12 protein-coding genes are annotated in these 12,048 nt (G+C 68.0%); 9 read left to right on the top strand and 3 right to left on the bottom strand.

What is annotated here, in order from left to right; genetic code table 11:
• Nucleotides 1-3: 3 nt before the first annotated feature.
• Nucleotides 4-894 (bottom strand): LysR family transcriptional regulator, encoded by an 891-nt coding sequence (locus DES45_RS04150; protein ID WP_245429733.1) that lies wholly within the window; start codon nucleotides 892-894, stop codon nucleotides 4-6.
• A 129-nt stretch (nucleotides 895-1,023) separates the two neighbouring features.
• Here DES45_RS04150 and DES45_RS04145 point away from each other — a divergent pair, with 129 nt between their 5' ends.
• Genes DES45_RS04145 through mmsB form a run of 7 tightly spaced genes read left to right on the top strand, consistent with a single transcriptional unit; the run spans nucleotide 1,024 to nucleotide 6,271 of the window.
• The gene (locus DES45_RS04145) at nucleotides 1,024-2,520 is read left to right on the top strand and encodes a CoA-acylating methylmalonate-semialdehyde dehydrogenase (protein WP_114768672.1); all 1,497 of its coding nucleotides are present in this window, start codon (nucleotides 1,024-1,026) and stop codon (nucleotides 2,518-2,520) included.
• 59 nt (nucleotides 2,521-2,579) lie between these two features.
• Nucleotides 2,580-2,972 (top strand): DUF7662 domain-containing protein, encoded by a 393-nt coding sequence (locus DES45_RS04140; protein ID WP_114768671.1) that lies wholly within the window; start codon nucleotides 2,580-2,582, stop codon nucleotides 2,970-2,972.
• The gene (locus DES45_RS04135; RefSeq protein ID WP_114768670.1) at nucleotides 2,973-3,383 is read left to right on the top strand and encodes a type II toxin-antitoxin system VapC family toxin; all 411 of its coding nucleotides are present in this window, start codon (nucleotides 2,973-2,975) and stop codon (nucleotides 3,381-3,383) included.
• Between the two features lie 46 nt (nucleotides 3,384-3,429).
• Entirely contained in the window at nucleotides 3,430-4,581 is a 1,152-nt protein-coding gene (locus tag DES45_RS04130) for an isobutyryl-CoA dehydrogenase (RefSeq protein ID WP_114768669.1), read from the top strand.
• Entirely contained in the window at nucleotides 4,578-4,949 is a 372-nt protein-coding gene (locus tag DES45_RS04125) for a DUF5367 family protein (RefSeq protein WP_114768668.1), read from the top strand. The genes DES45_RS04130 and DES45_RS04125 overlap by 4 nt, the downstream gene beginning before the upstream one ends.
• A gap of 23 nt (nucleotides 4,950-4,972) precedes the next feature.
• Entirely contained in the window at nucleotides 4,973-5,374 is a 402-nt protein-coding gene (locus DES45_RS04120) for a DUF4267 domain-containing protein (RefSeq protein ID WP_173949845.1), read from the top strand.
• Nucleotides 5,375-5,377: 3 nt separating this feature from the next.
• Nucleotides 5,378-6,271, top strand: coding sequence for a 3-hydroxyisobutyrate dehydrogenase (mmsB, locus tag DES45_RS04115; protein ID WP_114768666.1), 894 nt, complete (start codon nucleotides 5,378-5,380; stop codon nucleotides 6,269-6,271).
• On the opposite strand, the gene DES45_RS04110 is transcribed toward mmsB, so the two are convergent.
• Nucleotides 6,272-7,471, bottom strand: a complete 1,200-nt coding sequence (locus DES45_RS04110; protein WP_114768665.1) for an FAD-dependent oxidoreductase — start codon at nucleotides 7,469-7,471, stop codon at nucleotides 6,272-6,274.
• Nucleotides 7,472-7,517: 46 nt separating this feature from the next.
• Between DES45_RS04110 and DES45_RS04105 the strand changes: the two genes are divergently transcribed.
• The gene (locus DES45_RS04105; protein WP_114768664.1) at nucleotides 7,518-8,729 is read left to right on the top strand and encodes a peptide ABC transporter permease; all 1,212 of its coding nucleotides are present in this window, start codon (nucleotides 7,518-7,520) and stop codon (nucleotides 8,727-8,729) included.
• A gap of 241 nt (nucleotides 8,730-8,970) precedes the next feature.
• Nucleotides 8,971-10,140 (top strand): M20 aminoacylase family protein, encoded by a 1,170-nt coding sequence (locus tag DES45_RS04100; RefSeq protein WP_114768663.1) that lies wholly within the window; start codon nucleotides 8,971-8,973, stop codon nucleotides 10,138-10,140.
• Between the two features lie 68 nt (nucleotides 10,141-10,208).
• Here the strand turns inward: DES45_RS04100 and DES45_RS04095 are convergent, their stop codons facing one another.
• Nucleotides 10,209-11,897 (bottom strand): L-lactate permease, encoded by a 1,689-nt coding sequence (locus DES45_RS04095; RefSeq protein WP_114768662.1) that lies wholly within the window; start codon nucleotides 11,895-11,897, stop codon nucleotides 10,209-10,211.
• Nucleotides 11,898-12,048 lie beyond the last annotated feature (151 nt).

The raw sequence follows: 12,048 nt of genomic DNA, 5'->3' as shown, positions 1-12,048 counted from the left end.
GCGTTACAGAAAAAGGCCACGCTTCGCCTTCACGCGGCTCAGGATGAAGGAATGCACCTCCTCGACGCGGCGGAGGCTTCGCACCTCCGCGTGCATCACGAGCCAGTAGGTGCGCGTGAAGGACAGGGACGGCGTCACGACCCGAAGCTCCGGGAATTGCCGGATGGCGTAGTCGTGCAGCACCCCGACCCCGATGCCCGCCCGCACGGCCTCGACCTGGGCGACCACGCTGGCGCATTCGTAGCGGCGGGAGGTGTATTTCTCGAGGCCGGTGAAATAGTCGAGCACGGGGCTGTAGACGAGATCGGGCACGTAAGTGACGAGGGTCTTGCCGGCGAGGTCCGCGGGCTCCCCGATCGGCCCGTGGCGGTCGAGATAGGCCATCGAAGCGTAGAGCCTCAGCCGGTAGTCCGTGAGCTTGCGCGAGACCAGCCGCCCCTCCGTCGGCTGCTCCAGGGTGATGGCGATGTCGGCCTCGCGCTTCGACAGCGAGAAGGTGCGAGGCAGGGCGACGATCTGGAGCGTGAGGTCCGGGTGCCGCTCGGCGAGCGCCCCGAGTTCGGGCGCGAGAAAGTAGGTCCCGAACCCGTCCGGCGCGCCGATCCGGACCGTGCCGGAGAGCGCGAGGTCGGAGCCTCCCACCTCGCTCGCCACCGCGAGCGCCTGGCTCTCCATGCTCTCCGCCAGGCCGAGGAGCCGCTCGCCCGCCTCGGTGAGGGCATAGCCCTGCGGCCCGCGCTCGAAGAGCTTGGTCTGAAGGGCCTGTTCGAGAGCCGAGATGCGGCGCGAAACCGTGGTATGATCCGCCTCGAGGCGACGGGCCGCGACCGTGAGGCGGCCGGCGCGGGCCACCGCCAGGAAAAAGCGCAGGTCGTCCCAGTCGAATGCGTTCACGCGTTGAAGATCCCCAAAGACCGTATTGGCATTTTCGCACAATGCGGCTTCAGTTTCACCCATAGCCGTGCGTTTTCGACAATGATAGAACAGGCCGCATCAGAACACCCCTTGAGGAGGAAAGACGCCATGCGCGAGATCGGACATTTCATCGGCGGCAAGCAGGTCCCCGGCAAGTCGGGCCGCACGGCCGACGTGTTCCAGCCGATGACCGGCGAGGTCATCGCCAAGGTCGCGCTCGCCTCCAAGGGCGAGCTGCGCGAGGCGGTGGAGAACGCCAAGGCTGCCCAGCCCGCATGGGCCGCCACGAACCCGCAGCGCCGCGCCCGCGTGATGATGAAGTTCCTCGAACTCATCGCCAAGGAGATGGATTCGCTCGCCGAGCTCCTCGCCCGCGAGCACGGCAAGACCATTCCGGACGCCAAGGGCGACATCCAGCGCGGCGTCGAGGTGGTCGAGTTCGCCTGCGGCATCCCGCATCTCCTCAAAGGCGAGTTCACGGAAGGCGCAGGCCCCGGCATCGACATGTACTCGATCCGCCAGCCGCTCGGGGTCGTTGCCGGCATCACGCCGTTCAACTTCCCGGCCATGATCCCCATGTGGAAGTTCGCCCCCGCCATCGCCTGCGGCAACGCCTTCATCCTCAAGCCTTCCGAGCGTGATCCCGGCGTGCCGATGCGCCTCGCCGAGCTGATGATCGAGGCGGGCCTGCCGGCGGGCATCCTCAACGTCGTCAACGGCGACAAGGAAGTGGTGGACGCGATCCTCGACGATCCGGACGTGAAGGCCGTCGGCTTCGTGGGCTCCTCGCCGATCGCCCAGTACGTCTATTCCCGCGCCACCGCACACGGAAAGCGCGCGCACTGCTTCGGCGGCGCCAAGAACCACATGATCATCATGCCCGACGCGGACATGGACCAGGCGGTCGACGCGCTCATCGGCGCCGGCTACGGCTCGGCCGGCGAGCGCTGCATGGCGGTCTCCGTCGCGGTGCCGGTCGGCAAGGCCACGGCCGACGCCCTCATGGACAAGCTGGTCCCACGAGTCGAGAGCTTGAAGGTCGGCCCCTCCACCGACCTCTCGGCCGATTACGGCCCGCTCGTCACCAAGGCGCATCTCGACAAGGTGCGCGGCTACGTCGACCTCGGCGTCCAGGAGGGCGCGAAGCTCGTGGTGGACGGCCGTAACTTCAAGATGCAGGGCTACGAGAACGGCTTCTACATGGGCGGCTGCCTCTTCGACGAGGTGCAGCCCACCATGCGCATCTACAAGGAGGAGATCTTCGGTCCCGTCCTCTCGGTGGTGCGCGCCAAGGACTACAACGACGCTCTGCGCCTGCCCTCCGAGCACGAATACGGCAACGGCGTCGCGATCTACACCCGCGACGGCGACGCCGCCCGCGACTTCGCCTCCCAGGTGAATGTCGGCATGGTCGGCATCAACGTGCCGATCCCGGTGCCGCTCGCCTACTACACCTTCGGCGGCTGGAAGGCCTCCGGCTTCGGCGACCTGAACCAGCATGGTCCCGACGCGGTCCGGTTCTACACCAAGACCAAGACGGTCACGTCCCGCTGGCCGTCCGGCATCAAGGAAGGCGCGGAATTCTCCATTCCGACGATGAAGTAACTCTCCTTGACGGGTTAGTAACTATGTATAACTATAGTTACTAACCCGGTCGGGAGGCTATGGTGTCCAAGTACGAGCCTTTGAAGGATCATCTCGCGCGGCTGCCGACGCCGGTATGGCGTACCAGCTTCAGGGAGATCGAGCGCATTCTCGGGTTCCATCTTCCGCCTTCTTCGCGCCGGCACCGGGCGCTGTGGTCGAACAACGCTCAGAACCACGTCATGACCCAAGCTTGGCTGAGCGCCGGATGGCGGACGGAGCAGGTCGACCTGGAAAAGGAAGAGCTTGTCTTTCGCAAGGTCAGCGCCGACGAAAGTGGACGCTCATCTGAGACGTCCAAGCCGCCGAAATCTCCTTTCGGGGGACTGAAGGGGACGGTGCGCATCAACGTCGGGTTCGACATCACCTCCCCGACCGGCGAAGCGTGGGCCGCGGAACGCGGGATCCTCTGAGTGGCGGCGCTTCTCCTCGACACCTGCGCCGTGCTCTGGATCGCCAACGGAGAGGACGTCTCGCAACCTTGCCGCCAAGCGGTCGACGAGGCTGCGCAGAATGACGAGATCCTGATCTCGCCTATCACGGCCTGGGAGATCGGAACGCTGGTACGCAAGGGCAGGATCGCGCTGAGCATGGCGCCCGACGCGTGGTTCGACGCAGCGCTTGCGCTCCCCGGCATGCGTTTGGCGCCGATGCCTCCGCGGACGCTGATCGCATCGGCGTTTCTGCCAGGCACGCCACCGACGGATCCGGCCGACCGGATTATTGCCGCCACGGCTCGGGCCGAGGGACTCGTTCTGGTGACACGTGATAAATGGCTTCTATCTTATGGTGAGGAAGGACATGTTCGCGTTCTTCCTTGCTGATCGAACGATGCGTAGGCGGCCATCCCTCTAACCGTGCCGGACCCCCATGAAGCAGTTCTCCCTCACCGAAGACCAAATCGCCGTCCGCGACATGGCTCTCGCCTTCGCGGCGGACAACCTCGCTCCCCACGCGCTCGAATGGGACGAGAAGAAGCATTTTCCCGTCGACGTGATGCGCGAGGCCGCTTCCCTCGGCATGGCGGCGATCTACACCCGCGACGATGTCGGCGGATCGGGCATGACGCGCCTCGATGCGGCGCTGATCTTCGAGGCGCTCGCCACCGGTTGCCCGGCGATCTCCGCGTATCTGTCCATCCACAACATGGTCGCCTGGATGATCGACCGCTACGGGTCGGAGGAGCAGCGGAGCCGCTTCCTGCCGGGTCTTTGCACCATGGACCTGATCGGCAGCTACTGCCTGACGGAGCCGGGCTCCGGCTCGGACGCGGCGGCGCTCAAGACCAAGGCCGTGCGCGACGGCGACCATTACGTGGTCAACGGCGTGAAGCAGTTCATCTCGGGCGCCGGCACCTCGGATATCTACGTGACCATGGTGCGCACGGGCGAGGAAGGGCCGTCCGGCATCTCGACCCTGGTGATCGAGAAGGATAGGCCGGGCGTCTCGTTCGGGGCGCAGGAGAAGAAGATGGGCTGGAACGCCCAGCCGACCGCCGCCGTGATCTTCGAGGACGTGCGCGTGCCCGTCGCCAACCGGCTCTCGGACGAGGGCATGGGCTTCAAGATCGCGATGTCGGGCCTCGACGGCGGACGGCTCAACATCGGCGCCTGTTCGCTCGGCGGCGCTCAAGCCGCCCTCGACAAGGCGCTCGCCTACACGGCCGACCGCAGGGCCTTCGGCAAGCGCATCTCGGACTTCCAGGCGATCCAGTTCCGCCTCGCCGACATGGCGACCGAACTGGAGGCGGCCCGCACCTTTCTGTGGCGCGCTGCATCCGCGCTCGACGCCAAGGACCTCGAAGCCACCAAGCTCTGCGCCATGGCGAAGCGCGTCGCAACGGACCGGGGCTTCGAGATCGCCAACGAGGCGCTCCAGCTCCACGGCGGCTACGGCTATCTGGCCGATTACGGAATCGAGAAGATCGTGCGGGACCTCCGCGTCCACCAGATCCTGGAAGGCACCAACGAGGTCATGCGCCTGATCGTGGCGCGCAGCCTCGTCGGACGAGGCAACCGATGATCCTGCGGTCGCTCGGCCTGGGTTTTAGCCTCGCGGCCGCGATCTTCGCGCTCTTCGCGTTCGCCGGCCACCTGTTCTTCCTGGAAGGCCGGCGGCCGTTCCAGCTCAACTTCGCGGGCGGCGCGGCCCTCGGCCTGCTCTTCGGGCTCATGACCCCCCGCGTGCTGCGCGCGCCCGGCAAGGCCGCCGTCAGCGCGGTGGCGCTCGCGGCCGTTCCGGGCATGCTCGCCATGGCGGCGGTCGGCTCGCATTTCGCGGTGTTCTTCCCGGACCTGAACCCGGGGCTCGACAAGGTGTTCGGATCGCTGATGCTGTGGTTCTACGGCTTCGCGCTCCTCGGGGCGCTCGTGGCGGCGCGGCGGTCATGACGCAGGCGGGCGAGAGGCGTGGAATGGACGTGAGCGAGCCGCGCACCTGGCTCGTCCTCGCGCTCTCGGGCGTCTTCGTCCTGCTCGGGATCCTCTTCGTGTTCCTGCCGCGGGCGGGCGCCGCCCTGTTCGGCATCCGCCCGTCCGAGGATGCGGAGCTGTCCTACGTGTCGGCCATCGGCCTGCGCGACCTCGCGCTCGGCTTCTACCTCTTCGCCCTGTCGCGCCTCTCGACGGCGCGCGCCGTCGGCGCGATCCTGGCCATTACGGTTCTCATCCCGGTCGGCGACGTGATCATCGTCGGGATGGAACGCGGGTTCGACTCGCCGGGGCACCTGCTGCTGCATGCCGGCAGCGCATGTATCATGGCGGCCGGCGCGGCCTGGCTGCTCACATCGTCAAAACATACGGACCGGGAGGATTAACCCATGACCACCATCGCGTTCATCGGCCTCGGCCACATGGGCGGCCCCATGGCGGCGAACCTCGTCAAGGCCGGCCACCAGGTCGTCGGCTTCGACCTCTCGCCCGCCTCCTGCGACCAGGCGCGGGCGGACGGCGCCAGCATCGCGGGCTCCGCGGGCGAGGCCGTGCGCGACGCGGACGTCGTCATCACCATGCTGCCGGCCGGCAAGCACGTGCTGTCGGTCTGGACCGGCATCGTGTCTGCCGTAAAGCCCGGCACGCTCCTGATCGACTGCTCTACCATCGACGTGGACAGCGCCCGCAGGGCCCATTCCCTTGCCCAGGAGCAGGGCGGCAACCTGCAATCCCTCGACGCGCCGGTCTCGGGCGGCGTCGGCGGCGCCAAGGCCGCGACCCTGACCTTCATGGCCGGCGGCGCGCCGGAGGCCTTCGCCCGCGCCGAGCCGATCCTGTCGCAGATGGGCAAGAAGGTTGTCCATTGCGGCGATGCGGGCGCCGGCCAGGCGGCGAAGATCTGCAACAACATGATCCTCGGCATCTCGATGATCGGCGTGGCGGAGGCCTTCGTGCTCGCCGAGAAGCTCGGGCTCTCCCATCAAGCCCTGTTCGACGTGGCCTCCACGGCCTCCGGCCAGTGCTGGTCGCTCACCACCTACTGCCCGGTGCCCGGCCCGGTGCCGGCCTCCCCGGCCAACAACGGCTACAAGCCAGGCTTCGCGGCCGCCCTGATGCTCAAGGACCTGCGCCTCGCCCAGGAAGCGGCGCTCTCGTCCGGCGCGACCACGCCGCTCGGCGCTGAGGCCGCGCAGCTCTATTCGCTCTTCGCGGCGGCCGGACACGAGGGCGACGATTTCTCCGGCATCATCAACTTCATCCGCGGGCAGACCAAAACCTGATCACCGGAACCGGCGCATGAAGCGGCGGTCGAGCCAGTCCTTCAGCCGCCACGCCCAGCGTCCCTCGAAGGAAAGCCATCGGCCGCGGCCGCCGATGGCGCTGCCGTCGCCGGTGCCGATCAGGATCAGGTGGTCGCGCTGCGGGACGTAGGCCTCCAGCGGCTCGCCCCGCAGCGCCCGCCGCAGGTTGCGGGCGAGCACAGGCCCCTGGCGCACCGCGAAGACGCCCGCCTTGGGCCGGGGATGGGCCTCCATCGTGGCGCAATCGCCCGCGGCGAAGACATTTCCCCAGCCGAGGACCTGAAGGGTCGGCCCGATGGCCAGGAACCCGCGCCCGTCCTTTTCCAGGGCCGCCTCATGCAGCACGCGCGGCGGGGCCGCATGGGTCGAGACCAGAACCGCGTCCGCCGCGACGCTGTCGCCGTTGGCAAGAGTGACGCCGTGCCGGTGGATTGCGACCACGGGCTCGCCCGACAGCAGCGCGATTCCGTGGCGCTTCAGGGCGTGCCCGACGCGGCGCGCCATGCCGGCATTGATTTCGGGCGACGGTCCGGCGCCGATCAGCGTGATCGAGGCTCCCGTGTGACGCAGCCGGGAAGCGGCCGCGAAGGCCAGGCAGATTCCCGCAATGCCGCCTCCGACGATGGCGAGCCGGCGCGGCCCTTGCCCACGCTCGGCATCCGCCAGGAGCCGGTCCCATTTCGGCAGCAGGTCGCCGATGGGCTTGACCGCCAGGGCATGCTCGTCGGCCCCTTCGATCCCGGTCAGGTCCGGAACGATGCCGATGTCGATCGACAGAACGTCGTAGGCCAGGACCTCTCCGCTCCCGAGGCAGACCTGCCTTGCGTCGGGCTCAATCCTCGACGCCTCGCCCTCGATCAGCGCCGCGCCGCATCGCCGGGCCAGCCGCTCCAGGTCGATGTGCATTTCCTCTCGGCCGTAGAGGCCCGCCAAATGGCCCGGCAGCATGCCCGAATAGGGGGAGAACCGGTCCTTCGCCACGAGGGTGAGGCGCAATCCGGGCTCGGGCCGGCGCGCGAAGGCCTCCAGGACGATCACATGGGCGTGTCCGCCACCGACCAGGAGGAGGTGCTTTGGAGCGTCGGGCAGGACAGGATCCTCGTTCGGGCCGGCTTTTCGCAGTCGCGAAGGGACGGGGAGTGTTGCAAGACACCTACAGCTTTTAGCCCGGCGGTCCATTACTCTCCAGGTTCAAGCGCATTCAACCCAGGATTGCCCCTCCTACATGGTCCGCTCCACGTCCGCCCTGGCCAATCCCTCCGCCGATGCCGCGGCCGTCCTGCGGCGCGTCGGTTTCGCGATCCTGTTCTTCGCGATCCCGATGAGCGCCCTGTTCGCCCGCCGCGCCGTGGTGGCGCTTGCGCCCGTGGCGGTTGCCCTCCTGGTGATCGCCGCCGTGCTCGACGGCGGGGCCAGGAATGTGGGGCAGCGGCTTAGCGCCATCCTGGCGTCGCCCGGCGGCGTGGCCGGCAGCGTCCTGGTGCTCTGGATCGCCCTGTCCCTGGTGTGGACGCCCTACCTTACGGAAGCCTCGGAGCGCCTTCTGAACATCACCGCCATGGCCGTGATGGGATTGGCTGGATATCTCGCGCTCCCGGACCGGATGCGGTCGGCCAACCTCTACATCCTCCCGGTGGGCGTCGGCCTCGCGGCCCTGATCGGCACGACCATGGCCCTCAAGGGAACCGGCGGCTCGATCGAGGAGGAGCTGAGCCTGGAGCGCGGCATGATCGTGCTGGTGCTGATGCTCTGGCCGGCGGTCACCTGGCTGCATTCCCGCGGGCGCAATCTCGAGGCGGTCGTCCTCGCCCTGATCGTAGCCCTGGGCACTCTCTTCGCCAACGACGCCCTGGCGCTCCAGGGCCTCGCCGCCGGGGGGCTGGTCTTCGCCCTGACGGCGCTCAGCCCCGCCGCCGGCTCGCGGCTTACGGCCCTCGCGATCGCCGGGCTCCTGCTCCTGGCGCCCGCCATCCCGTTCGTCCTGAAGCCCCTGGCCGAAAGCGTCCTCGGCCCGAAGGCCCCGCTGGTGGCGGGCTTCGAGGCATGGCGCGCCGTGATCCTTCACGATCCCGTCCGGCTGATCACCGGCCACGGGCTCGAGACCTCCCTTCGCGGCCGCATCAGCGGCCTGGTTCCCCCGGCCGCGCCCTTCGGCATCCTGTTCGAGGTCTGGTACGAGCTCGGAATCGTGGGCGCCGCCTCCGGGGCGTTCATGCTCTACCGGTCGGTTCTCGGAGCGGGCGGACACCGCCCGATGCTGGGACCCGGGATCATGGCGGCCTTCGCCACCGCCTTCGCGCTCGGGTGCCTGGGAATCAGCACCGCGCAGGTCTGGTGGTTCACGCTGCTGATCGTCGTGGTGCTGATCTTCGTGACGATCGAGCGGGGGCAGTTCCGCACCAAGCGCCCGAAGGCCGTCTTCCGGTCGATTCGCTGAGCCGGCTTCCGGCTCCGGCCCCCGCCCTCCTTCTTGAGGTTGACGGAGCGGCACCCGGTCTGCTTCGCTAGCGCATCGTGCGGAACCGGAGGTCCACGTCCGTGACAGGCGGATCCGGCTTTCCGCACCTGACGATGCGCCGCTGAAAGACCGGGGCATCGGCTGGGTCCCGGAAGCGCAAGTCCACTTCCGGGTCCGATGCTTTCAACCGCTGCCGACCATCAACACCCGAAGGTTTCTTATGCCGATCATCAATCGTGTTGCCGATCTCGCCGACGAGATCGCCACCTGGCGCCGAGACTTCCACGAGAACCCCGAGATCCTCTTCGACGTCCACCGGACGGCCGGCATCGTGGCCGAGAAGCTGAAGGAGTTCGGCTGCGACGAGGTGGTGACCGGACTGGGCCAGACCGGCGTCGTGGGCGTCATCAGGGGTCGGACGAACAATTCGGGCCGCGTGATCGGCCTGCGGGCCGACATGGACGCCCTGCCGATCGAGGAGGCGACCGACGTTCCCTACAAGTCCAAGGTCCCGGGCAAGATGCATGCTTGCGGCCATGACGGCCACACCGCCATGCTGCTCGGCGCCGCCAAGTACCTCGCCGAGACCCGCAACTTCGACGGCACCGCGATCATGATCTTCCAGCCGGCCGAGGAAGGCGGCGGCGGCGGCGACGCCATGGTGAAGGACGGCCTGATGGAGCGCTTCGGCGTACAGGAGGTCTACGGCATGCACAACATGCCGGGCATCCCGGTCGGCCATTTCGCGATCCGGCCCGGCCCGATGATGGCGGCGGCCGACCGCTTCTCCATCGTCATCGAGGGCAAGGGCGGCCATGCAGCCCGTCCGCACGACTGCATCGACCCGGTCGTGGTGTCGGCTCACGTGATCACGGCCCTGCAGACGGTCGCGTCCCGCAACGCCGACCCGCTCGACTCCGTCGTCGTGTCGGTCTGCTCCGTGAAGGCGGGCGACACCTTCAACGTGATCCCGCAGAAAGTGACGCTGCTCGGCACGGTGCGCACCCTGTCGCCGGAGGTCCGCGACCTGGCGGAGACGCGCATCCGGGCCATCACGGAAAGCGTCTGCACCGCCTTCGGGGCGACGGCCGAGGTGGATTACAGCCGCGGCTACCCGGTCACCATGAACGACCCGGCCAAGACCACCTTCATGACCGAGGTCGCGAAGGCGGTCGCGGGCGAGAGCGGGGTCGACACGACCGTCGCGCCGCTCATGGGCGCCGAGGACTTTTCCTACATGCTGGAGCAGCGCCCGGGCGCCTACATCTTCGTCGGCAACGGCGACACGGCGGGCGTCCACCACCCGGCCTACGACTTCAACGACGAGGCGGCGCCCTACGGCGTGTCGCTCTGGGCGAAGATCATCGAATCCGGCATGCCGGCCCGCTGAACCTTGAAAAGACGTCGCCGCCGGATCCTCTCCGGCGGCGACGAACTCTTCGTCCCTCTACCCGTCGGTCAGTGCACCACCATCGCGGTGAACGGGTAGACGTAGGCCTGGAGCATCACCAGGCCGCCGACGAGCGCCGCGAGCGCGATCGAATGCCAGAACACGAAGCGCAGGATCTCGCCCTCGTGCCCGAACCAGTTCGTGGCCGTCGAGGCGACCACGATGGACTGCGCGTCGATCATCTTGCCCATCACGCCGCCGGTCGAGTTCGAGGCCGCCATGAGGATCTCGGACAGGCCGAGCTGCCCCGCGGTGATCTTCTGCAGGTTGCCGAAGAGCACGTTCGAGGCCGTGTCCGACCCGGTCAGGGCGACGCCGAGCCAGCCGAGAAGGGCCGCGAAGAACGGGTAGAGGAAGCCCGTCTGCGCGAAGGCGAGGCCGAGGGTGGCGTCGACGCCCGAATAGCGGGTGAGCGTGCCCAGCGCGAGCATGGCCGCGATGGTGATGAGGGAATAGCGCACCACCCACAGGGTCTCGCCATAGGCTCGGATCAGCCGCAGGGGCGAGTACTTCATCGCCAGTCCCGACACGATGGCCGCGAGCAGGATGCCGGTGCCCGTCATGGTGAGGATGTTGAAGCCGTAGACCGCGGCCTCGGGCGTAGGCTTCGGCACCACCGGCGGTACCTTCTGCACCATGTTGTGCAGGCCCTCGAAGGTCCATTTTGGGAAGAACAGCGGGTTGACGATGTCCTTGAAGGTCTGCGTGCCCCACACGAACACGAAGGCGCACAGGATGATCCAGGGCAGCCACGCGCGGAAGAGCTCGCCCGGGCTGTGGTGGTGCCCGATCGTCTCGGCCGTCGAGGCCGCGCCGAGGGAGGCGGGACGTCCGACGGCGCCGGCCGATTCGGGATGGTTGCGCAGCGCCGGGCTGGTCCAGATCTCGGCCGGACGCCAGACCCTCAGGAAGGCCACCAGGCAGCCCATGGACACCAGCGAGGCGACCACGTCCACGAGCCAGGGCCCGTGAAAGTTCGAGACCAGGAACTGCGGGACCGCGAAGGCCACGCCGCAGACCAGAACGGCCGGCCAGATCTGCGCCATGCCGCGGAAGCCCGCGAAGGCCCAGATGAGCCAGAACGGCACGATGAGGGAGAAGAACGGCAGCTGCCGCCCGGCCATGGCGCCGAGCGCGATCGGGTCGAGGTTGGTCACGGCCCCGAGGGTCACGATCGGCGTGCCCAGCGCCCCGTAGGCCACGGGCGCCGTGTTGGCGATGAGCGACAGGCCGGAGGCGGCGAGCGGCGAGAAGCCGAGGCCGATCAGGATGGCGCCCGTGACGGCGACGGGGGTGCCGAAGCCTGCCGCTCCCTCGAAGAAGGCCCCGAACGCGAAGGCGACGAGCAGGAGCTGCAGGCGCCGGTCGGCCGTGATCCCGGCGATGGAATCCTGCAGGACCTTGAACGAGCCGTTCTCGACCGTCAGCCGGTAGAGGAAGATGACGTTGATGATGATCCAGCCGATGGGAAAGAGGCCGGTGAGGGCCCCGAGGCCCGCGGCTTCGAGCGCCATGCCGCCCGGCATCCCGAAGGCGAAGATGGCGATGACCAGCGACAGGACGAGCGTGATGATGGCCGCAAGATGGGCCTGCATCCTGGCGAAGGCGATGAGCCCCAGCAGGCAGACGATCGGCAAGGCGGCCACGATGGTCGAGAGCACGGCGCTCCCGAACGGATTGTAGACCTGACTCCACATGAGCGTTTCCCCTGAACTCGCCGGCCGAGGCCAGCCCTGGCGCGGTCAGGCCGAACCGGTCGGGCCGCTCCGAGGAAACTAGATCTGTCGAAGAGCGCGGCAATACTGGACTTAAGACGCACGAAGTCTCGAACGGCTGAGCGTCTCTTTT

It is taken from the genome of Microvirga subterranea (genome assembly GCF_003350535.1).
GTDB lineage: Bacteria > Pseudomonadota > Alphaproteobacteria > Rhizobiales > Beijerinckiaceae > Microvirga > Microvirga subterranea.
The sequence above is the reverse complement of the archived record's forward strand: the minus strand, read 5'-3'. Positions and strand labels throughout refer to the sequence as shown.

Excerpts from the sequence above, each read along its gene's own strand:
- DES45_RS04095 (WP_114768662.1), bottom strand. The coding sequence starts at position 11,897 with ATGTGGAGTCAGGTCTACAATCCGTTCGGGAGCGCCGTGCTCTCGACC.
- DES45_RS04120 (WP_173949845.1), top strand. The coding sequence starts at position 4,973 with ATGGACGTGAGCGAGCCGCGCACCTGGCTCGTCCTCGCGCTCTCGGGC.
- DES45_RS04140 (WP_114768671.1), top strand. The coding sequence starts at position 2,580 with ATGGTGTCCAAGTACGAGCCTTTGAAGGATCATCTCGCGCGGCTGCCG.
- DES45_RS04125 (WP_114768668.1), top strand. The coding sequence starts at position 4,578 with ATGATCCTGCGGTCGCTCGGCCTGGGTTTTAGCCTCGCGGCCGCGATC.
- DES45_RS04110 (WP_114768665.1), bottom strand. The coding sequence starts at position 7,471 with ATGGACCGCCGGGCTAAAAGCTGTAGGTGTCTTGCAACACTCCCCGTC.
- DES45_RS04145 (WP_114768672.1), top strand. The coding sequence starts at position 1,024 with ATGCGCGAGATCGGACATTTCATCGGCGGCAAGCAGGTCCCCGGCAAG.
- DES45_RS04100 (WP_114768663.1), top strand. The coding sequence starts at position 8,971 with ATGCCGATCATCAATCGTGTTGCCGATCTCGCCGACGAGATCGCCACC.
- mmsB (WP_114768666.1), top strand. The coding sequence starts at position 5,378 with ATGACCACCATCGCGTTCATCGGCCTCGGCCACATGGGCGGCCCCATG.
- DES45_RS04130 (WP_114768669.1), top strand. The coding sequence starts at position 3,430 with ATGAAGCAGTTCTCCCTCACCGAAGACCAAATCGCCGTCCGCGACATG.
- DES45_RS04105 (WP_114768664.1), top strand. The coding sequence starts at position 7,518 with ATGGTCCGCTCCACGTCCGCCCTGGCCAATCCCTCCGCCGATGCCGCG.